19 protein-coding genes are annotated in these 20,614 nt (G+C 66.3%); 9 read left to right on the top strand and 10 right to left on the bottom strand.

Going from position 1 to position 20,614, the window contains the following annotated elements:
* Nucleotide 1: 1 nt before the first annotated feature.
* Nucleotides 2-1,714 (bottom strand): nucleic acid/nucleotide deaminase domain-containing protein, encoded by a 1,713-nt coding sequence (locus tag AB0N05_RS21880; RefSeq protein WP_364697098.1) that lies wholly within the window; start codon nt 1,712-1,714, stop codon nt 2-4.
* Nucleotides 1,715-1,804: 90 nt separating this feature from the next.
* Nucleotides 1,805-2,188 carry a hypothetical protein gene (locus AB0N05_RS21875; RefSeq protein ID WP_364697095.1) on the bottom strand — a complete coding sequence of 128 codons (384 nt, stop codon included), beginning with the start codon at nt 2,186-2,188 and terminating at the stop codon, nt 1,805-1,807.
* A gap of 134 nt (nt 2,189-2,322) precedes the next feature.
* Here AB0N05_RS21875 and AB0N05_RS21870 point away from each other — a divergent pair, with 134 nt between their 5' ends.
* The 5 genes from AB0N05_RS21870 (at nt 2,323) to AB0N05_RS21850 (ending at nt 4,986) form a co-directional block, all read left to right on the top strand.
* Nucleotides 2,323-3,171: a hypothetical protein gene (locus AB0N05_RS21870; RefSeq protein WP_364697092.1), complete on the top strand. Its 849-nt coding sequence runs from the start codon at nt 2,323-2,325 to the stop codon at nt 3,169-3,171.
* A 95-nt stretch (nt 3,172-3,266) separates the two neighbouring features.
* Entirely contained in the window at nt 3,267-3,497 is a 231-nt protein-coding gene (locus AB0N05_RS21865; RefSeq protein ID WP_364697089.1) for a hypothetical protein, read from the top strand.
* A 98-nt stretch (nt 3,498-3,595) separates the two neighbouring features.
* Complete coding sequence (locus AB0N05_RS21860) at nt 3,596-4,303, top strand: hypothetical protein (RefSeq protein ID WP_364697087.1); 708 nt, start codon at nt 3,596-3,598, stop codon at nt 4,301-4,303.
* 17 nt (nt 4,304-4,320) lie between these two features.
* A complete protein-coding gene (locus tag AB0N05_RS21855; RefSeq protein WP_364697085.1) occupies nt 4,321-4,542 on the top strand; it encodes a hypothetical protein in 222 nt (73 codons plus the stop codon).
* Between the two features lie 90 nt (nt 4,543-4,632).
* Nucleotides 4,633-4,986, top strand: coding sequence for a hypothetical protein (locus AB0N05_RS21850; RefSeq protein ID WP_364697084.1), 354 nt, complete (start codon nt 4,633-4,635; stop codon nt 4,984-4,986).
* A gap of 27 nt (nt 4,987-5,013) precedes the next feature.
* Here the strand turns inward: AB0N05_RS21850 and AB0N05_RS21845 are convergent, their stop codons facing one another.
* On the bottom strand, nt 5,014-5,568 hold the full coding sequence (locus tag AB0N05_RS21845) for a hypothetical protein (RefSeq protein WP_364697081.1): 555 nt from the start codon (nt 5,566-5,568) through the stop codon (nt 5,014-5,016).
* Between the two features lie 208 nt (nt 5,569-5,776).
* Here AB0N05_RS21845 and AB0N05_RS21840 point away from each other — a divergent pair, with 208 nt between their 5' ends.
* Both AB0N05_RS21840 and AB0N05_RS21835 read left to right on the top strand, forming a co-directional pair.
* Nucleotides 5,777-6,088 (top strand): hypothetical protein, encoded by a 312-nt coding sequence (locus AB0N05_RS21840; protein ID WP_364697078.1) that lies wholly within the window; start codon nt 5,777-5,779, stop codon nt 6,086-6,088.
* A gap of 21 nt (nt 6,089-6,109) precedes the next feature.
* Nucleotides 6,110-6,628: a YbaB/EbfC family nucleoid-associated protein gene (locus AB0N05_RS21835; RefSeq protein ID WP_364697075.1), complete on the top strand. Its 519-nt coding sequence runs from the start codon at nt 6,110-6,112 to the stop codon at nt 6,626-6,628.
* Between the two features lie 7 nt (nt 6,629-6,635).
* Here AB0N05_RS21835 and AB0N05_RS21830 read toward each other — a convergent pair whose 3' ends face one another.
* Complete coding sequence (locus AB0N05_RS21830; protein WP_364697072.1) at nt 6,636-7,307, bottom strand: hypothetical protein; 672 nt, start codon at nt 7,305-7,307, stop codon at nt 6,636-6,638.
* Nucleotides 7,308-7,507: 200 nt separating this feature from the next.
* Here AB0N05_RS21830 and AB0N05_RS21825 point away from each other — a divergent pair, with 200 nt between their 5' ends.
* Both AB0N05_RS21825 and AB0N05_RS21820 read left to right on the top strand, forming a co-directional pair.
* Nucleotides 7,508-14,749, top strand: a complete 7,242-nt coding sequence (locus AB0N05_RS21825) for a hypothetical protein (protein ID WP_364697069.1) — start codon at nt 7,508-7,510, stop codon at nt 14,747-14,749.
* Nucleotides 14,750-14,800: 51 nt separating this feature from the next.
* Nucleotides 14,801-15,265 carry a hypothetical protein gene (locus AB0N05_RS21820; protein WP_364697066.1) on the top strand — a complete coding sequence of 155 codons (465 nt, stop codon included), beginning with the start codon at nt 14,801-14,803 and terminating at the stop codon, nt 15,263-15,265.
* A 72-nt stretch (nt 15,266-15,337) separates the two neighbouring features.
* Here the strand turns inward: AB0N05_RS21820 and AB0N05_RS21815 are convergent, their stop codons facing one another.
* The 6 genes from AB0N05_RS21815 to AB0N05_RS21790 all read right to left on the bottom strand — a co-directional run bounded on the left by AB0N05_RS21815 (nt 15,338) and on the right by AB0N05_RS21790 (nt 20,545).
* On the bottom strand, nt 15,338-15,655 hold the full coding sequence (locus tag AB0N05_RS21815) for a PE family protein (RefSeq protein ID WP_364697063.1): 318 nt from the start codon (nt 15,653-15,655) through the stop codon (nt 15,338-15,340).
* 39 nt (nt 15,656-15,694) lie between these two features.
* Nucleotides 15,695-16,912: a hypothetical protein gene (locus AB0N05_RS21810; RefSeq protein WP_364697060.1), complete on the bottom strand. Its 1,218-nt coding sequence runs from the start codon at nt 16,910-16,912 to the stop codon at nt 15,695-15,697.
* The gene (locus AB0N05_RS21805) at nt 16,909-17,226 is read right to left on the bottom strand and encodes a type VII secretion target (protein ID WP_364697057.1); all 318 of its coding nucleotides are present in this window, start codon (nt 17,224-17,226) and stop codon (nt 16,909-16,911) included. Before AB0N05_RS21805 ends, AB0N05_RS21810 begins: the two co-directional genes overlap by 4 nt.
* A 191-nt stretch (nt 17,227-17,417) precedes the next feature.
* Nucleotides 17,418-17,762, bottom strand: coding sequence for a hypothetical protein (locus AB0N05_RS21800; RefSeq protein WP_364697054.1), 345 nt, complete (start codon nt 17,760-17,762; stop codon nt 17,418-17,420).
* Nucleotides 17,763-17,766: 4 nt separating this feature from the next.
* Nucleotides 17,767-19,617: a hypothetical protein gene (locus AB0N05_RS21795; RefSeq protein ID WP_364697051.1), complete on the bottom strand. Its 1,851-nt coding sequence runs from the start codon at nt 19,615-19,617 to the stop codon at nt 17,767-17,769.
* Between the two features lie 148 nt (nt 19,618-19,765).
* Nucleotides 19,766-20,545, bottom strand: a complete 780-nt coding sequence (locus AB0N05_RS21790; protein ID WP_364697049.1) for an ESX secretion-associated protein EspG — start codon at nt 20,543-20,545, stop codon at nt 19,766-19,768.
* Between the last annotated feature and the right edge of the window lie 69 nt (nt 20,546-20,614).

Raw genomic sequence — 20,614 nt, 5'->3', positions numbered from 1 at the left:
ATTACTTGTGCGCTCCGCCACCTTCAGCGGTCAGTTTGGTCAGTAGGTCGTTTCCGGCGCTGAGGGCTTGCGCATCGTTCGCTATCCACGGAATCGTGTAAGAGACAGGTGCTTCCGGTTTCAGGCCGAGTTTCGAACCGCAGGTTGCGAAGCAGGGTTGACGTTCGCTGTAGAGGCCCGTGATCTGCTCGGCTTTGAATCCCTTTGCGGTGAGCTGGTTTACGACGTCGTCCTCGGAGCGACCTGAGGGGTTGTCAGATTGGCCGTCGCCGGAACCGATTACGAGGTCGCCGGTCTTCGGGTCATTGAAGCCGGGTACCAGGGCCACGATGATATTGCGGCTCGGTGTGGTGTTCCCGGCCTGTCGGGCGCGGTAGGCGGCTTGGCTCAATTTGTCGCTGTTATACGGGACCTGCTGGTAGTTGCAGTTTTGGCCGCAGCTGGTTCGGTTGCGGGCGCCGTCCTGTTCGGTGCGCACGAGGGTGACCAGGCGGTCGATCTCGGCTTGGACGATGGCTACGGCCTGGATGTCGATGCTGGCCTGGAAGTTGATGTTGTATTCGACGGTGACATCGCGGTGCTGTGCGCGGGCCTGAGCGTCGGCTTCCGCCTGCTTGCGGGCATTGACCTGCGCGACAAGCGGGGCGATCGTCGGGTCGATGCAGGTCATCACCGAACTGCCGCTGATCGGGAGCGACTGGGTGGTGGCGCAGCCGCCGCTGGGGGTGCCGTCGACGGTGATCGCGGCCTTCATCGCCGCGGAGACATTGCCGGTGAGTGTCGCGCCGCGGGTGGCGGTTGTGGAGGTCGTGACATTCGTGCTGACGGTGCAGCTGGTTTCAGAGCAGTTCAGGTTGCCGGTTTGGTTGAAGTCGAACTGGATTCCGATGTTCACGGCGTCGGTCAGGGTTTGGGTTTGCGCGGCGATGTCGTTGAATGCTTGTTCACGATCGGCGGGCGTCATCAGGACGAACGAGATCGGACCGACCGGCTGAGTGGTCGTCGTCGAGCTGACGTCCCAAGCGGCTGTGGTCGGGACCGTGCTCGAGGAAGTCTTCGTGGCGGGCGCGGGGATCCACCGCAGCAGACGGTGCGGCGCTGTAGCCGAAACAGCCAGGGTGCCAGTGGGTGTCGCGACTTCGTACGCCAGATCGGAGCCAACGCGCACCGTGTCGTCGCCCACTCGGGGATACGCGGTCGTTTGATCGAGGGCATGCAATAGCTCGGTGGCGAGTTGGCGAGGCGACCACACTCCAGCCGGAACCGAGTTGCCGAGATCGTCCGATCCCGTAATCCACTTCCCTCGCACCGATTTGGTCGACAGGCCGCGCGGGAGATTCGGAACATCCTTGGTTGCAGGAGGTTTGACGTAGGTCTTCCCATCCACCGTCAGCACATCGGTCTGCTGTCCCGCCGTGGTGACCTTCCCCAGCATCTCCCCGCCGGAGGTGGCGCGCACATCCCAGGAAGCGCCTTGTGAATCCGAGCCGGTGTAGTGCGCGGCCGACTGCGTCAGCAGATCCACCACCGCCGCATAGAACGGAGAAGTGTTCGCCGCCGCCACCGGGCGCCCCGGTACCGTCGAACACCCCGCCACGACGAGCAGCGCACACAACGCCGAACCGAGCATCACAACCCGGCTGCCGCGCAATCGCTTCGATGGTGAGCGCCGCCGAGTCGGCTCGCCCACCCCGCGCAGACCTGCCTCAGGCATCGACCGCCCCCTATCAACGACTCCGGTTCGACGGCTGAGTGTATCCACGAAACCGGTCACGCTCTCGGTACCAGCGAGGCGTGATACCCCTCACTCGCCGGTAATGATCCGGACCGCCGCGTCCTTGGCGGCCTCGTCGACTTCGCCGATCCGGAAGCCGCGATCCACAATGTGCCGCACCAGTTCCGGCTCCGGGGGGAGGCCGTGTTTGCGCAGGTAGTGGGGTACCGAGCCGGACCAGATCCATGCGCCGTCGGTGCGGAAGTTCAAGGGGACATCGCGTTCGGTGGGTACGAACTCGTCGACGTCGTAGCTGCGGGCCGCCAGTACCACTGGCGCGCTCTCCAGGTACGAGAGGATTCCGTCCAGCAAGTCGCCGGGCAGCGGTTCCCGGACTGCGATGGGACGACCGCCATCGTCGCGACCGTCATAGACGTGCGCAAGACGAAGTGCCTGATCGGATCCTGCATCCATTGGCTGAAAGCCCTCCCGCTCCCCCGACTGTGACGTGCCTGATCTTAGCCAGGCTACGAAACCACTGAACGGTGCGCATCTCGGGCTTCGGATATCGTCGGCGAGGACTTGCTGGGTGGAGTGCGGGGGTCGGTATGCGGTTGTTGTGGTTCATTCCGCACGGCATCACGTTCACTCGGCCGGAACGGACCAGCCGGTATTGGGGTGGGTTCTCTTCGACGGTGAAGCCGATCGGGCGGAGGCAGGCGGCGGCCGTGGTGGCGAACGGGCAGCGTTACGCGCGGGAGTTGGTTTCGTTGCTCGAAGGGGCGGGCTTTGTCGTGAAGGACGAGGGCAGCGAGGCGTGGAACAGGACTTATCGCGTCGGGGAGGGGTTCAATCGGTTCGATCCGGGATCCAACGGGCGGATCTACAACGTCAACATCGGATTCTTCGGTCCGCCTATGGAATTCGACGAACTGGCGCAACATCTCGCCGCCCTGCCGTGGGGTGTGGTTGCGGGCTTCGGGGATCAATCGTCGCCGTACCGCGCGAGCTATGTCATGTCGTTCAACGAGAGATACGGCCACAGCGGGAATGTCACGCTCTCTCAAAGAAAAGATGCGCAGCAGATCACCGCAGGACTGAGCGTGCACAGTCGAAGCCACTTCTACGGCTGGGCCAAGCATGATCCGCTGTGGCGGATACTCCGGCAAGGCCGCAGCGAAGACGCGGACGAGCGAATCGCGCGCGAACGCAAACGCCTTGGCTTCCAACGACAACCGTGGCTCGTCCACGCCGCCCCGCCTGGCGGCATGCGCCGGTCCGAAGCCCGCAGACGAATTCGGCTGTACCTCCGCGGAGCAGGCGTCAAGATCAAGCGCATGCGGTTCAGACTCAAGCGTGCCGAAACTGGTTGGAACATAGCCCTTTCCGGCAGTCCAACGACAAGCTTGAAGGGCCTTCACATCACCGACGAGGGCTACATCCAACCGCTCGACTGAAGCAGTCGCAAGACAACGCTCGCACACGTAATCTCGAAGTGGTGTCCGAGTTGGGCGGGTGACCTACCCGCGGGGGAACGGATGGTGGGTGACCGATGGCGCTACTTGTCTACTACCGCCAGATTCGCGATGATCCCGACGAGACGGAGTACTGGTTCGGGGAAAGCCGAGAAGCCCTCAGCCGCACCCTGATCATCGACAAGGAACGCCGAACCGCGCGCACGGATCGCGTGGAGGATGGCCTGTTTCGGGCCACCGCCGCGCGGATCATGTACCGCGCCAACCGCGAACAAGCCTGGCCGACGCACGGAGTGATCGCATCCTGAGCAGCTCGAGCTGGTTCGGCGCTACAGCTGAGACGACCTCCAGTTGACCACCTGGCTAGGCTGCACCCCGTTGATGTTGGTGACTCCATGGGGGGACTGTGTCCAAAAGTGTGCGGATCGTCGGTGCGGTGTTCGGCAGCCTCATCGGCATCGGGTTGATCGTGGGCGGGGGTGTCGGGCTGCGCGGAAGCGAGCCCGCGACCAGCACCGACACCAGCCTTCAGACGGAGCTCAACGAGGCTGGGATCCCCGTCAAGACGGGTTCGAGCGTCCCCATTCTTATTCGGTCCACATCTGGAAAGGTCGACACGGAGGCTGCGCCGATTCTCGACAAGGTGAAGTCGATACCGAACGTCGACACGGCCACTCTCCTGCCGACCAATAGTGGCAAGAGCGCTGCGCTCATCATGGCCCAGGTCGCCGGTGACGGATCCAACTACCGAGAGGTGAAGGCCGCTGTCACCGACACGGTGAACAGTTTGACCATGCAGGACGGCGTGACTGCCACCGTGCTGGGTCCGAGCGATCCACCCGCCTGGCGTGTACCGGCGAGCTGGGCCGCGATGGGAGTCGGTGCAGTGGTCGTATTCGCCGCGGGCGCAGTGGCTTTCGCGGGCTCGCGCCGCAGCGGTGGGATGCCGGGTGGCAATCCGATGGGATTCGCGGCGACACCGCACCCGATGTATCCGCCCACTCATGGACCGGCTCCGATACCGAATTCCCCTGCGCCGCAGCACTTCAATGGTCATCTGCCGCGCACGACACAGGTTTATGATGGGCACGGCACGGACGGGCCGACCCTGTAGCCCTGGCCGCGCGCAGCTTGGACGAGGACGAATTCGCGCCAGGCGAACGCGATGTGCCGCTGAACTTCCACACCGATGGGACCTGGGTGTGGTCCGGAAGCGTGGCGAACCACCTGAACAAGCATCGCTTGCCGCCGGAGCCGGAGTTGGTGCAGCACATCGCTGCTCGTGGGTTCCGGCTGTATGAGGTGAACGATGCGATGCAGGAGCGGGCGGTCCGGGTCATTACCGGCGTCTGAGCAGTGCGGGAAAAGTACGCCGGGAAATATTGCGCTGGAACGAAATTCGGCTGGCTTGGTATTATCCCCACGAACTTCGGGGAGGGAACAATGAAGGCTTTTTCAATAGTGGCGGCCGCGGCCGGGCTGGTGTTCGCGGGCATTGTGGCTGGTACGGGGGGCGCCGGTGCCGATGACTACAACTATCCGGGTTCCTGCCTGGTGGTGCAGAACCATTCGGGGACTACGGTTGATGTTTCGTTGAACTACCCGATTCATACCGGGTATTGGACGTCTTACCCGGATGACATCTGGCATCTGTCCGACGACGATATTCCGGTCACCACCCCGAATGGCGTCTGGAATGTCGAGCTCAACCCATCCGTGGACAGCACCTGGGTGTACGACTCGGGTATGAACATCGGGATTGGGTGCAATGGGTCGTGGGTGCTCACCTTGAACTAGGAATGGCTTCGGCCGCCCTGGTGAGGGCTACCAGTCGGCGAGCAGGGTCGCGTAGTGGTCGCGGACGGCTTCCAGGCGGGCATGGGTGAAGCGGCCCGGTTCGCGGTTGTAGGTGGCGCGGCCTTCGGCGGAGGTGAAGGCCGACACCGGGACTCGATCGGCTTCGGCGGGGATGAACTTCAAGACTTCCTCGATCGAGGCGAGGGCGGTGGCCAGGGCGTGGCGGGCCGAGTGGAGGGCGCGGTCGTCCAAGCCTGTGGTGTCGGCGGGGACCTGACGGATGGCGACGTCCGAATACCAGAGCCACACACCGGGATCCAGGAGTTCCGATGGGTTGTCCGCACCGAATCGCACGGTCGTGGCGGGTGGCGGCAGCACCTCGTCGGGGAGCCGGAACTCGTACTGGCGTTGCTCGCCGCAGGCGGGGCATACTCCCGAATATCGGCTGGCGAGAACACCATTCACGGTCACGACCGAGCTGGTGAACTTGGTTCGCTTGTCGCCGCAAGTCGGGCAGGGCTGCAGGCTCACGAACAGCCGGGCTTCGGCATTGGTTCGCGCGAGCGGCAGTACGTCCGGCACACCGGCTCCTTTCTTACGAGGGCTCAGCTCATCGAAGGTTCAGGTTGATCTTAAACACGGTTCCGCCTGTTCGAGCGAGTCCCCGGCATCCCCGTTCGCCCGGCCGAGCGCTGCTGTTCGCGTTGTGTTCACTGTTCGGCTGTGGCACAGTCGGTTTCTCCGTGCTGGGCACGGAATCGTGACCACCGAACTCGGGAGGGACGCTCTCATGACCGGAAGAGTCCATGTCGAACCGGAGAATGTGCGGATCGCCGCGGGGTCGGCGAGTGACGTCGCGCATCGGCTGGCCCGAATAGCGGATAAGACGCGGGCGGCGATTTCGCCCGGTGCGTCCGCCTGGGGCGATGACGAGTTCGGCGGGAAGTTCGCGGACGGGAGCAAGGGGTTCGGGGACGGCAGCAGCAATACCGCCGACAGCACCGCGACCCTGGCCGACTCGTTCTCGAACCTCGCCTCCGGCATGCGGAAGACCGCGAAAAAGCTGGAGAACATGGAACACGGGAACACCGAGAGCTTCTAGCCGGGAATCGAGGGGATCGAATTGACCAGGGAACGCGGGGAAGCCGCCGCCGCATCGATTCTCGAAGGCTTCACGCAGCAGATGCGGGAGATCGCCGAGGTGTCCCGCAAACGCACCCAGCTCACCGCGAGTGCGAGCGCCGCGAGCGGGCGGATCACGGTGACCGTCAACGCCGACCACATTGTGATCGCGACCCGGTTCTCCACCGATATCGGCGATCTCACCTATGACGAGATCGCGAAGGCCGTCACCAGCGCCTCCCAGAAGGCCTCCGCCGAGGTGGCATTCAGGACCAAGGAACTGCTGAAGCCGATCAGCGATAAACGCGCCAGGATGCCGAGGCTGTCGGAGCTGTTCGAAGGCATGCCCGACGTGCAAGCCGAAGCGCCGACACTGCCACCTGCCTCGCTGGCCGCACCCAACTCCCGGGAACGTCTCGCGCAACAGGCCACGCCCGCACCCGAATTCACCGATGCGCTGGACTACGACGACTGGCGCACCTCCGGGAACAGCGGCGGAGCCACCAGCCGGGAGTGGTGAACGCGGGCTATTCGGGCCGCTTCCCCAGCTCCGGGTAGTAGCCCCGCTGGAAGGGCTGCAATTGCGAGATGGCCAGCTCCCCCGCGTCCCGGCAGATCGGGCATACCCGCCGCCCGAGGCACTCCGGGCATTTCACCCGTCCGGCGGCCTCGTCCGGCAGCCAGCCGCGACCGCCGCACTCCGGGCAGCGGCCCAGGCCGTCGCACTCGTAGCAGAGCACATATCCGGGGGTCAGGTTCTCGGGCGTCCGGACCGGAGCGGGCCATTCGAACGAGGGCGTGAACAGCGCCATCGCCGGAGTGCGCCCGCTGAACAGCACGTTCGGAACATGCTCCGCGACACGGATTTCGATCGACATGCCGTCGCGGGTTCCGGTGACGACGGTGCCCGATCCGTCGGCCTCCGGGGCCTGCGATACCGTCCAGCCCGCGGCGGCCAACCTGCCCGCCCCGAGCCGCGCGACCTCCGCCGCACCGACTTCCGCCGCTCGCGCGCCCCTGAAGTCCGTCGAGTACCGGTACTTCAGCGGCTCATGCCAATCGACGACGGTCGGCTCATCCAGGAACAGAAGGTCGAGGCCGGTCCCCGGCGTCAACTCGGAAATGAGCTCGACGAGCTGCGCGCGCAGCGCACCGCCCAGCCGGTCCAGTTCCGCCCGCGCACCCGGGATTTCACCCATGCGACCTCCTTCCGGCCGGACCCTACCAAAGTCCGTCCGAGGTCCGGCCGCGACGCACGATCCACATCACATTTGCCGTTCATGTTGAGTTCACCTGCTCCGTTGTGGCACAGTCGGTCTCGCCGAGATCAGTCCTACAGCCCACCGGGAGCCGCCTTGCGCCGCAGCGTTTTCATCGCACCCGGTTACTGAGGTGTCCTGTGGCGCTGGAATTTCCGTCGTGGCTGGAATGGATGGAATGGCTGGTCGGATCCGACTGGCCACACGGCAATGAAGACCGCATGTGGCAGATGGGCCTCGATCTCGAGGACGTCGCCGCGGACGCCGACGGGCTCATCGGCGATCTCGACAAACTGCTCGCCGACGTGCGCACCGCCTATCCGGACGGCTCCGGCGGCGACAACATCCTGGACTGGCTGAAACCGCTGCGCGACGGCGATGCCGACCATCACGGCTCGCTACAGGAACTCGTCGACAACTATCACTCGCTGGCCAAGGCCGCGGACGACATGGGCGACCAATTGCAGTCCGCCAAGCTCAACTTCTATATCGCCGGAGCCTGGCTGGTCGGCGAACTCCTCTGGGCCGCGGCCACCGGGCCGTTCGCGCCGGAGGCGGAAGCGGTCGTCATCTCCACGGCCCGCGTCGCCTTCCGGGAACTGGGCGAGGCGCTGGCCAAGCGCATCACCAAGGTGATCACGGACCGCATCACCAATCAGGTCGTCAAGCGGCTCATCCCCAAACTGGTGTACGAGATCGGGCAGGAAGCGCTGGTCGAGACCTTCCAGGGCACCGCGCAGGAATTCCTGGTTCAGACGATCCAGCAGCAGACCGGGCACACCGATGGGTACGACTGGGGAGCGATGCGCGACAACGCCATCATCTCCGCGATCGCCGGTGGTGCGGGCGGTGGCGTCGGCGGGCTCGGCGGGCATTTCCTGCCGACCGATATGGGTGGATTCAAGGGCGCGTTCCACGGTGCGGTCAGCGGCGCTACAGCGGGCGCGGCGGGTGCGGGGGCGGCTTGGCTCGGCGGCGGGCTCCTCAATGGCAATTGGGATTTCGATCCGCGCTCGCTGACCGGTGGCGCGTTCTCCGGTGCCGCGCCCGGCAGCCTGCACGGATACGCCGGGCATTCCGGCCCGGATGGGGGCGGCCACGGGGCGAACACCGACGGCAGCGCACCGTCGACCCACGATCCGGCGGGCTCCAAGAACGCGCCCGAGACCGACGCCAAAGCCCCTGGCAGCACCAATGATTCGACAGGTGACGGCCACAAGCCGGGCACGAACGATCCCGCGGCCGATGGGCACAAGCCCGGCGCGAACGATTCGACAGCCGATGGACAGAAGTCCGGCAGCAACGATTCGACGGGCGACGGACAGAAGTCGGGCGCGAACGATTCGACGGGCGAGGGGCGACAGCCGGGCGCGAATGGGCAAGACCCGGGCGGCAACTCGCAGCAGCCGGGGACGCACGGGCAGGACTCCGGCGAAGGGAAGCTGCACTCCACGAGCGCGCCCGCGAGCGACACCCACGCCAACGCTCCCGCGCCGTCCGATCACGACACCTCGCGGAACGATAATCACGACGCCTCGGGCAACAATGACTCCGCCTACGTCGACAACCGCAAACAGGATCCGAAAGCCGATGTCGACGGCAATGATTCGACCTCCGGTGGCTCGGACAGCGGTTCGTCGCACTCGGCGGATACGCACGGGCGCACCGACGACACCGGCACCCGAAACGAGGACATCCAGCACGGCCGGGCGGACGACACCGCCACCGGGCCGAATGGTCGCGAACACCCGCACGACGGCCCGCTGCGGCCGGAGCACGCGGGAGAGCCAGCGAAAGAGTCGAACCTCCAGCCGAATACGACGGCCCCGGTCGGAGCGACCAATGTGTCGGCCAACCCGGGATCGACAACCCAGCCCGGTGGTCCGGCCGCGCAGGCTTCACACTCCGGCCCGGCCTCGCATACATCGACGAACACCACCACACCGAACAGCACCACACCGAACAGCGATCCCGCCAAGGCCGCTCCGGGAGCCCGTGACGGCCGTCTGGACGGCAGCGCGCCGCGACCGGTGGCAGCGGGCCCGGCGACTCCCATCCGGACGTCCGTCAGCGACCTCGGCACCGCGCCCGGCATAGACCCGTCGCACGCAGGCCCTGCCGCCCGGGCCTCAATGAGCGACTCCCCCGGCACCACCGGCATCGACAATCCGATGCAGGCCGGTCGTACAGGCGTCGAACCAACGGCACCGCATGCCGGAATCGATTCGAGGACAGCACAACCCGAGACCGCTTCGGGCGACCGCCAGGAGAGTCCAGCGGCCGATCACCGAGGAAATCCCGAGACCGATCGCCAGGACACCGCCCCGAACCCGGACGAGGGCAGGGTTCCCGACGACGACCTGGTTCCGCCCTACGTGCCATTCTTCGATCCCCCGGCTCCCGCCGACCACGCGGGATCCGCACCTCGCGACCTCGTCGGCGCGGGCCGCGGCAATGCCTCCCCGGTCGGCGAATTCGACGGTACGAACCGCCCCATCCCGCTCGTGGATGTCACGCCGAAGTTCGTGCTCGATCAGATCAAGAACAATCTCGGCGTGATCACCCCCGAGGGTGTGTCGTGGAATGGCGACGCGAAGCATTTCCTGCTGCCGGACGGCCGGACGGTGACGGTGAACGTCGGACCGACCAGCAATGGCAATGTCGCCGAATTCCATTCGCGGCCCGCCGATTCCGAAGGCCCCGGCGGTTTCGACGTGACGGTGTCCGAGCGGGCCCGGGACCAGGACGTCATGCGCGCGCTGGCGCACGAGCTGGCCGAGATCCGGCTGTCGACAGATCCGGACATCGATATCCTGATCGATCCGGACGACGATCGCCCCTCCCGGATGAGCAGCCATCTCGGCGGGCGGTTCGCCGAGATCCACGCTCTCACTGAAGACATCGATCGTGCGGCAGCGGATCCCGCTAGGTCGGAAATCCGTTCGGAGCGGCGCGCCGATCTGGCCGATCTGATGGACAGGCTCGGCTTCAACGATCCCGACCACGCGAACACCGTGCGGCAACTGCTCGAAGACCACGATCCGGCGCTGGCCCGCCGCCTCGAACTCGAAGAGCAGGGGCTGAACGAGCATCGACCGGTGTTCGATCCGGACCTGTCGGACGCGGACTTCCGGCAAGGGGCGGACGATCATCTGAATCAGCTGCGGCAGTTGCTCGATGGCGATTACTCGGACCACGTCGTGCGGGCCGAGGAGCGGGCCCTGAACGGGCGCATGCGCGAGGAACTCGCACGGCGCGTCTTCGATCCGATCATGGATCCGGACGCGAAACCCATCCGCAAGCTGGTGCGTGCCAAGGTTCTGTTCGGTGCGCTCGATCCGATCAATGTCGCCATCAACGATTCGTCCCTGAGCGGCCCGGAGCGTGCCGCTGCGATCCATCGCGCCATCGACGGATTCCACGACGCGATGCCACAGAACTTCCGGGACGCACTCGGACCCGAGGGCTTCGCCCAGATGCATGATGCCGCAGACGGTTTCGCGGACACACCCGCGCACATCCCCGCCGTCCTCGACCACGCCACCGGGCGGCTCACCGTCGACGGCCAGGAAACCACGCTGGGCGATTTCCTGCGCGACATCGACAATGCCAATCGCGGTGCCAGGGACAACGCGCTGAGCACCGAATACGTGGTGGTCGTTCACGATGCGGTGGACGGTAAGTCCAGCGTCGAGGTGCTTTCCCGCCCGCTGCCGCAGCATCGACTACCGTTGCACCAGAACGCATTCGGACCCGACAATGACAGGATCACCCTCCAGCAGCGACCGCCCGTGCCCATGTCGGCGGCCGGCGGGCACACCATCGATGTCGGAGTCGGCCGCAGCGCCTTCGGCCTCGAAATGACCCCGGACGCAGACCGATCCGGCGGCGGCTTGATCATCAAGACCGAATTGGCCGATGCCGCCATCGTTGCCCAGCGCAAGCGCGATCAGGGACTGCTCGACGCGGGACCGCTGGCCGCGCCCGGCAGCGTCATGGTCTACAGCAATATGTTGTCCGACGGCCACCTGCTCAGCGACGGGCCCACCGGTGACGTGGCCCGCATCTACATCAACAATGTCAGCGCCGACCTCCCCGATGCGGCCTACGACGCCATCGCGGCCACCTTGGCCGACACCCTCGCCCCGGGTGGGCGCGTCGAGGTGCAATGGGACATGAAGCCCGAGGAGGAGGGCGGCCAACCCGGCGACCGCAACCACATTCTCGGCACCACGCTGTGGGACGCGCTCGAAAGGCACTACCACGGCAGGGTCAACCCGTTCCGGGTCGACGAGAACACCACCTTCCCGCACCCGGGCAACTCCGACTACGACTACTCCATCGACGCCGGTGGCAGCAATACCCTCGATACCGACCGAATGGCCAATATCGACCCGCCGCTACCCGAGCACCGCATGGTGATCGTCTACGAGCCGGGCCAGACCGTGATATTCGACGGCAACCTGCCCGAGGGCGGCGACCCCCTGTATCGCGGTGTGCCACGCCTGCTTCCGGACGGTTCGGTCAACCCGGCATATATCGACGGCCTGCGCGGACACGTACCGGCACGCGGCGATATGGATCTCGACTACGACGGCCACACCTCACATCTGGGCTCCGAGAGCGACGCCACCTCGTGGACCCGAATGCGGTCCACCGCAGAACTTTTCGCGCACGGTGACGGCCTGATCATGGAATGGCGCACCGGTCTCCCCCCGGAAGGCGCCACCTGGCGTTTCAAACCGATCTACGACCTCCCCGACGGTTTCGCCCAGGTCCTCATTCAAGGCACCCTCGACGACGCCCGCGCCACCCGCTTCATCGCCGAGCCTGCGGTCGCGGACTCGAACCCGGAAACCACTGCGGCACAGCCCGACCCGGCCACCGATGACACTCGGCACCCCGACGCCGCCCCGGACCCCACCCCGAGCGTCGACGAAACCCACACCCCGCCCGGCGAACACACCGACGCAGGCGCTTCGTTCCACCCCGGCGACGACACCACCGCCGAACTCGCCCGCCAGGTCCAGCCGGACCCGGACCGGTTCACCGTCGACGTCCACATCGATGAGAACGGCCACGCCCGCATCGGCGACCGCACCTACACCCCGGACGAATTCGCCGATCTGGTCCGCCGATCGAACTGGGACGGCCAGACCCCCATCCGCCTCATCGGCTGCGACGCCGCGACCAATGGCTTCGCCACCGACCTGGCACGGCATCTCGGTGTCGACGTCCTCGCCCCCACCAAACCCGCCTGGACCGATGCCCACGGCAACGTCTACACCAGCACCACCGACATCGACGGCAATGGCAACCGCCGCCCTCGCATCCCACCCGACGGCGAATGGCAGGTCCACCACCCCGACGGCACCCGAACCACCGCTACGGACGATGGTTTCGCGCCCGGCACCCGCGAGGAGAACAAGCAGCACCTCAACCCGGACGAAGCCGGGGAACGCGGTGCGGACATTCCGGAGCCTGCCCGCGACCGCCCATCGGAGCTGACACCGCATCTCAGCGGTCGATTCGGCGAAATGCGGGAGTTGGTCGCTCATATCGATGAGGTCGTCGGGGATCGAGCTCGGGCACAAGAACTTCCGGGACTCCGCCACGACCTGAACACCTTGATCAATGACCTGGGTTTCCACGATCCACAGCACGCACCGACCGCCGAACGGCTACTGGCCGAACATGATCCGGACCTCGCTCGCCGAATCGATCAGGCGCGCATACCGGATCCGGGCATGCTGCGGCCCGGTGAGATCGACCCCGATGCCGTGCCGACCCCGCACGATCTAGGCAGGATCCAGCAGTTGCGTGAGCTGGCCGAGCGGTCGGAGCAGATCCCGCCGGCCGCGCGGCAGGCCGATCCCGCCGCGCGGGCCAGGTACGACTCCACCCGTCGCGAAGCGCTGGCCCTCGTCGAGCGGCTCGGATTGCGGGAGGGCACGCCGGGCGCGGCCGAACGGCGGGCGATCGTCGACGAGCGATTGGAGGAGCAGACCCGCGAGCAGGTCGATCGTCTGCTCGCCGACGTGGGTCGTCCCGAGGGCGATCTCTCCGACACCGACCGGCAGTTCGTCGACACGGTCCGGCTCGAGGCGCGGGCCGCGGACGCGCTCGACTTCCTGTCCCTGCCGTTCCACAAGGCCGTGATGAAAGTCCATCAGGCCTACCGGACCGAGGTGGCTCAGCTCGTCCCGGAATCGGCCGATCCCGGGGCCTACCGGCCAACCTCCGACAGGCCTCCGGCCGTGATCGACAATCTTGTCCGGGACGATTCCGGGGCGCGATGGTTCCGATGGCCGCCGACTGCGGAGGAATCCGCGGAGGTCGCTCCGGCGAGTTCACCGGAGCCGGACATCGAACTCCCGGCCGATCGGGTACGAGAACTCCCCACCGATCCGGAAGAACTGCACGAGCATTGGTCGGGGCTGTCCCCGGAGGAGAAGGACGCCTGGCATCGCGAGGACCCCTTCATCGGAAACCGCGACGGCATACCGCAGGTCGACCGCGACCATTACAACCGGCAAACCCTCGCCATGCTGCGAGAACAGGCCGAGCACACCCACAATGAGGAGCGTCTGAAGCAGATCGACGACATGCTGAAACTGCTCGATTCGGCCGAAGAGGGCCTGCCCGAGCACTTCCTGTCGTATGTCGATGACAAACTCCAGTACATCTACGCGCTCGGCAACCCCGATACCGCTCAGAACATCGCGATAGCGCTGGCCGGAGCGTTCCGGCGGCGCAGCGGTGTCGGATACGCCATGCAAACCCTGCAGCAATTGCGGCAGGCCGCCCTGGCGATCGACCCGACTGCGGAGACGTCGGTGCTGCTGTTCGGTGCCTACAACAACCCGGACTCGCTGGTCGCGACGCTCTCCTCCAAGGGCGCGGAAGACGGTGCGCTGAAAGTGCGGGAATTCCACGATGGTCTGCGCGCCACCCATGAGGGCCCGCCCGCGAACACCACCACCATCGCGCACTCCTACGGTGGCGTGACCGGCGGGCATTCGGCCGGACACGGCAGCGAATTGAACACCGACGCCCTGGTTTTCATCGGAAGCTGGGGTACCGGCGTGCCGAACGTGGCGGATCTCCGGCTGACCGGCGTCGACCCCGCCGACATCCGCGACCACGTCTTTGCGACCATGGCCGCATACGACTCCATCCAGCTGATGCCCCCGACCCACGGCCCCGCACCGGACGATCCGGCGTTCGGCGCTACGGTCTTCGAGTCCGACTCCTCACCCAGCCCGACCCGGCTGGGCTGGAATCCGGACGACCACCTGGCCACGAACTACTTCAGCTCCCACAACCAGTCGTATCGAAGTCTGGGGCTGATCATCGCCGGCTACCGGGACCTGCTGCGCTGAACAGGCAGCGGCACATCCCGCGACACTTCGACTCGACGAAATGAGGACGGTATGGCACCGGCGACCACTCAGGCCGCTGCCCGCGCACAATTGCTACGGCACTTCACCGAGACACTCCGGGCACTCCCGGCCGAACTCGCACTGACACTCCGGCATCCGGACCTTCCCGCAGCGGCCCTGCACCGCGGCGTGAACCTGCCCTGGGACGAAAGCGATCCCGACAACCCGCTGGAATTCTTCGATATCCGATACTGGGTCCTCGGAACCACTCCCGACACCTCGGACCGGTATTTCGACCTGGTGCTGAGCGCCTGGGGCGCACAAGGCTGGTCAACCCGAACCGATCGGGATTCGCGCCCCCGCACCGCTTACGCACGCACCTCCGACGGCTACGGCCTCACCGTCACGCAGAGTGTCAACGGCTACCTCAGCATGGCCGGATCAACACCCCCCTTCGCACCCGACTCGGACGAAGGAGGCCCGCTCCCCACCGGAATCGACCACCCGCCCAACTGACTTCACCCACATTTCCGGCACTTTGCGCACGCTCTTGCGTGGGTGGAGTGACAGAAAAGTGGGTGAAGTGGGTCAGTGATTCGTCAGGTTGGTGAAATCGGTGGTGCTGTCCGTCTCGACCTGATTGAAGGTGCTTGTCTGCGCGCGGACCGCGGCGGCCAGCTTGCGGAGTTCGGTTACGCCCAAGCCGGTTTGGTCGGCGAAGGACGCGCCTACTTCGGTCAATGTGCTTGCGGCTTGCACCGAGACTTCGTCGGCTCCTGCGGCCGAGACCGTCAGTGCCGGCTGGTCCGCGGACAAGGCCGCTTCCAGGCGATCTGCCAGCGCATCCAGGTCCGCCGCGGCGGACAGTGCGGCGGCTGCGTCGAAACGCACACTCCCCATGGTCATTTCGGTCACCTTCCCTCCCGTTCAGGGCATACTACCGTGTCACTGTGTGGTGCGCGGAGCCTGGTTTCCTACCGCGCCGACCACGGGGACGCCGGTGTTGCCGAGTTCGCCTACTACCTCGTCGCCGTGTTCGCCGGTGACCAAGTTCGTGCGGACCTCGCCGGAATCGTCGGCTTCGCCCGCACGGTGGCCCAGGCCCGCACCGGCTCCCATGGGCGGGACCATGCCGCCGGGGGCGGAGGTCGCGCCGCGGGCGGCGGGGACCGGATCGGCTGTGGGGGTGCCACTTCCGGGGGGCGCGCTCATGGTGCGGGTGCCCAGCTGGCTCAGCTGGGTGGAGGCGGACAGGGTGTTGATCGGGATGCCGCCGGTGCCGCCGCCCGAGGTATCGACGGTCTCCGAGAGCGGAGTGATCTCGGTGGTGTCGTCCGTCGTCGTGGTGGTCGGGTTCGCGATGGTTTGCAGCTGCTGCACGGCCGATACGCCGGAGCTCGCCACGCTGGACAGCGGCGAGATCAGGCTCAGTAGCTGGGTGACCTGAGAGAGCGAGTCCCCGCTGGTCGGGGCGCTGGTGACATTGACCTTCTGGCCCGCCGCGGTCATTTGAGCGCTGTGACCGGTCAAGGCCACGCGGGTCTGCGCGGTGACGGCGGTGGCTTCGGCGGCCGTCTCGGTGGCCAGCGACAGCAGGAAGGCCTGTCCGGGCGGGGTCACCAGGAAGGGGGCCGAAATGGTGACGCCGGTGACGAATTTGGTGATGATGCCCGCCATCGTCGCCGCACCGGTGGCCACGGTGGTCGCCGCACCGGTGAGCACGGTCTTCTGCTCCACATTCTGGACGCCCAGCTGGCCCGCGTTCGTCTCTGCCGCAGCGCTTTTCTCGCCCGCACCGCTCGCGCCGGAGCCCTCCCAGGAGGAGGCCAGCGACATGAGCGTGGACGCCATTTGCAGGACCGTGGACAGCGCGCTCTGCACGCCCTCCAGCACCTTGGTGGCGTCGACATTCTTGGTCAGCTCGCCGCTGCCGAACGCGGATGCCATATCGGTCAGCGGGCGGGTGAGCACGGACAGGTCGAGGGTCGGCAGTGCCGGGAGATCCGGGAATACCGGGGCGGGTGGGAGTTCGGGCAGCGAGGGCAGGCCCATATCGCTGAGGATGTCATTGATCGGGCGGTTGATCGCCGACCCGAGCGCGGTGCCGGTCATGACATTCGACACCGCGGAATCGAGTGAGCCCGGGTCGGACGGCGTGGTCATAGCTCCCGCGACAGGGCGATGAAGTCGCCACCGGAGTGGCCGTCGACGCCCTCGTAGGTGGCGGCGGCCTGGTGCGCGGTGACCGCGGTGCCCGCGTAGACGGCCGCGAGTTCGGCGGTGGCGGCAATGTGATTGCCCTGCGCGCCCACGAAACTCAGCAGGAAGTCCTGGCCGATCAGGCCGAAGACCGGGATGACCGCCGCCAGCGTGGCGGACTGGTCCGCGGCGGCGGCGGTCGCGACGGTCGAGGCCATCGCGGCCGAGGCGTCACCGTAACTGCGAATCGCGTCCGGCGTTGCAACGAGTTTGCTCATGGGACCCACTCCATCAGGAAGATCAAGTCGAAATGAACTATACAGAGCGAGGATTCACCCGGCACAGGAAAGCCTTTACCAACTACGAGCACGGCCGGTGAACATCCGATGATCCTACGGTGATCAACTGGAAACCGGAACAGGCTGTCACACTGGGGTTTTCGCTGCCGGAACAGCCCCGAATCCGGCCATCAGATGGGGCGCAACCAGCTGTCCGGCTCGGTCTCGTACTCCTGCTCCTCCACGAACTCTTGACGGGTCACCTCTTCCACGGTCGGCAATCCCGTCAACGCCAGCAGTTCCGGCGCTAATCCCGCGGCCCGCAATTGCGCCCGCCGCTCCAGGCCCGCGCGATTGGCGGACTGCTTGCACAGGCGCAGGATCTCGGCCGCCAACTGCTCCGGATCATTGCGCAACTGGTCGCGCTCCACCGAAATGGCGCGGGGCAGGCCCTGTTCGGTGGTGCTGACCACGATGGAACCGGTGCGCGAGGCCATGGTGAACTCGGTCGGGAACGGGATATCGTCGATCTTCATCGGTTCAGCCCTCCACCACTGGTTTCGCCACGATCGGGGCCTCGCCCATCGCTTCCTCCAAATACTCGGTGGAGTCCAGGAATTCGGGGCGCTTGTGCTCGCCCTTGCCCTGGCCACCCTGCGCGCCATGACCCATCGGGCCCATGCCGCCACCACCCATACCGCCGCCCATGCCGGTGCCGGTGGACGCGGCGGCGACACCCGTACGGATGCCCGCGGTCGACGTCTCCGCGGTCTCGGCGGTGAGTGCCGCGCGCGGGAAGAGGCGCTGGGTGGTGTCCTTCGGGGCACCGCCACCCGCACCGCCGCCGCCCGCACCGCCGCCGCCCTTGATGTCCTTGGCGAGATCCTTGAGCAGGCTGGACACCGGGTTCGTCGTGGTCGGCGAGGTGGTCGTCGGCGACGTCGAGGTGGGTGAGGTCGAGGTGGTCGAGGTGAGCGCCGACAGACCCTGCTGGAGCGCGCTCAGCAGCGAGCTCGAATCCGACGAGCCGCTCGAGGAGTTGCTCGAGTTGCCCGTGCCGCTCGGGTTCGTTGTGCTCGGGTTGGTCTTGGTGCCGTCGGGATTGGTCTTCGTGCCGTCCGGGTTGGTTTTGGTTCCGTCCGGATTCGCCTTGGTGCCATCCGGATTCGTCTTCGTGCCGTCCAGATTGGTCCTGGTGCCGTCCGGGTTGATCTTGGTGCCGTCCGGCAGCGTGGCCGATCGAATCCCGAGCTTGCTGGGGTCGATCCCGGAGCCGCCGCCACCGCCGCCACGGCCGGTTCCACCGCCACCGCCACCGGTGCCGGTGCCGCCACCGCCACCGCCGTCACCGCCTCCGCCGTCGGTCCGAGCCGGCGGCTTCGCCGTGGGATCGGTCAGCTTCGGAATCGCCGTGCTGGAGGCGGTGAGATTCGGTGTGTAGATATTGGTGAAGGCCGTCGTCCACGTCTTTTCCAGTGCGTCGTCGCGCGCCTGCTGACTGGACCAAGCTCCCTGTAATTCGGCCAGACCGCCTCGGAACGAGATCATCCATTCCTGCGTGTTCAGCACCGTGGCGGCCAGGGCGGCCAGATCCACCGCCAAGTCGTGCGACTGGGCCTTGAAGCTGTTCACCGCCGCGAGAGCGCCCTGCTGCCCCTTGGAATGCGCCCAATCTCCGTCGGTGGCCATGGTCTCCAGCCGCGTGGCAAGCGGATTGAAGACCCCCGCGATATTGACCGCGGCCCACTCCCAGAGCTGGCTGTTCGATCCGAGGAACTCCGGGGCCAGCGTATTGCGGATGCCGCGGAACCACTCGACGCCTCGGCCGTAGGGGCTTTCGGCGCCGATCGGGTCTCCATACTTCTGGCCACTCACCTTGGGCAGTCCGGAATCCCCCAGCGGGCCACCGAGCAGGCCTTCCAGCTCCTTCTTGAACGTCACATTGTTCTTGGGAGCCTCCGTCGGAACATGCAGCGCCGACGGGAGACTGCTCTCGATCCGTGCCTTCGCGCCATCCTTGTAGCGGCCGAACGCCTTCGCGGAATCCTCGTCGACCGACTTGTATTTCTTGCCCGCCCAGATCAGGGTGTCGGCCATCGAATCGATGAGTTCGATGTACTTCCCCACGACATCGCCGAAGTTGCGGCCCTGCTGGTTGAACCGGGCCATGAGGTCCTGAGCCGACGGCAGTGTCGTGGACGGCTGGTTCGGGGCGGTGCCGCCGAAAACGTTATGCGTCTCGAACTTGCTCGCGTTGCTCTTCAGCACACCCAGGATGTAGGAGGCATCCGCGGCCATTGTCGCGGCCGCATCGGCCGCGCCCGGATTGAACTGGAGTGCGCCGGCGTGCGCCTCCCGGGACAATCCCTCCCAAGGGTTCTCGGTACTCACGTCACGCTCCTACCCTCGACCACGACACGGCCCTGCGGCGGGCATCAGGGTAACGACGGGCGGTGAACGCCTGGTTACTCCGGCCGCTAATCCGTCCGAACTTATTACGCCCCAATGCGATCGGCAACCGCATGACCTCGACCACCCTTCAGACTCGCTCGTCGTCGATGGCGATGAGCACCTCGGAGATCAGCGTGTCGATGGCCGTACTCACTCTCCTGCGGTCGGCGGAGGTCGCCACCGGAGGAACGTCGTTGGTGATCAGATAGCGGCCGTCGCCCTGCACATCGCGGTAGCCCAGCCGGTAGCGGACGATGCCGCGCGGGCCGAATACCGAATGGCCCTGGACCACATCGATGGTTCCGGCGGTTGTCGCGGGCACGGCCAGGAAATCCGCGGCGCGATCGACGACCGTGCCCTCGGCGGTCTCATGGGCCGGGGACAGGTCGTAGGCGTATTCGAAATCGTCGGTGTGCTCGGGATCGGCGAGCACGATATCGCGACCACGGCCCGCGGTCACCTCCGGAAGCACCGCCACCAGCTCGTCGGCCAGCGCCTCGGCGTAGAACTCCGTGATGGTGAAACCGCCGCTGTGCACACCGGTTTCGCCGGGCTGCTGCACCAGCAGATAGCCGAGGTCGCCGCGCCGCGCACCGAGCACTCGGATGGTGCCCTCCGGCAGTTGCCATTCGCGATCGTCCCAGCCGCGCAACTCCACCCGCACATCCGCGGCATGCACCGCGGCGAGGGCCTCCTCGAGGGCGGGATCCCGGTCGAGCGCCTCGCGCGCGTGGCGCACCTGCGCCAGATGCTCATCCCACAATTCGGTGCGGCGGCCGAACTTCAGCGGGTCCGGCAGGAACTGCTCCCCCAACTCCTCCCACAGCGCCAGCAATTCCAGGTCGGTCAAGGACCAGCTTCGATGCACCGAATCAACCCTCCACCACAAGTTTCACCACGATCGGGGCGTCGCCCATCGGTTTCCCACCTCCGCCAA

This window comes from Nocardia sp. NPDC051030 (assembly GCF_040683015.1).
GTDB lineage: Bacteria > Actinomycetota > Actinomycetes > Mycobacteriales > Mycobacteriaceae > Nocardia.
Note: the sequence above shows the minus strand (reverse complement) of the source record. Positions and strands in the feature narration are given on the sequence as shown.

Bases quoted from the DNA above. Each gene is read 5' to 3' on its own strand.
- AB0N05_RS21840 (WP_364697078.1), top strand. From the start codon at position 5,777: ATGACCGGAAGAGTCCATGTCGAACCGGAGAATGTGCGGATCGCCGCG.
- AB0N05_RS21820 (WP_364697066.1), top strand. From the start codon at position 14,801: ATGGCACCGGCGACCACTCAGGCCGCTGCCCGCGCACAATTGCTACGG.
- AB0N05_RS21800 (WP_364697054.1), bottom strand. From the start codon at position 17,762: ATGAAGATCGACGATATCCCGTTCCCGACCGAGTTCACCATGGCCTCG.
- AB0N05_RS21865 (WP_364697089.1), top strand. From the start codon at position 3,267: ATGGCGCTACTTGTCTACTACCGCCAGATTCGCGATGATCCCGACGAG.
- AB0N05_RS21810 (WP_364697060.1), bottom strand. From the start codon at position 16,912: ATGACCACGCCGTCCGACCCGGGCTCACTCGATTCCGCGGTGTCGAAT.
- AB0N05_RS21850 (WP_364697084.1), top strand. From the start codon at position 4,633: ATGAAGGCTTTTTCAATAGTGGCGGCCGCGGCCGGGCTGGTGTTCGCG.
- AB0N05_RS21880 (WP_364697098.1), bottom strand. From the start codon at position 1,714: ATGCCTGAGGCAGGTCTGCGCGGGGTGGGCGAGCCGACTCGGCGGCGC.
- AB0N05_RS21875 (WP_364697095.1), bottom strand. From the start codon at position 2,188: ATGGATGCAGGATCCGATCAGGCACTTCGTCTTGCGCACGTCTATGAC.
- AB0N05_RS21830 (WP_364697072.1), bottom strand. From the start codon at position 7,307: ATGGGTGAAATCCCGGGTGCGCGGGCGGAACTGGACCGGCTGGGCGGT.
- AB0N05_RS21870 (WP_364697092.1), top strand. From the start codon at position 2,323: ATGCGGTTGTTGTGGTTCATTCCGCACGGCATCACGTTCACTCGGCCG.
- AB0N05_RS21805 (WP_364697057.1), bottom strand. From the start codon at position 17,226: ATGAGCAAACTCGTTGCAACGCCGGACGCGATTCGCAGTTACGGTGAC.
- AB0N05_RS21815 (WP_364697063.1), bottom strand. From the start codon at position 15,655: ATGACCATGGGGAGTGTGCGTTTCGACGCAGCCGCCGCACTGTCCGCC.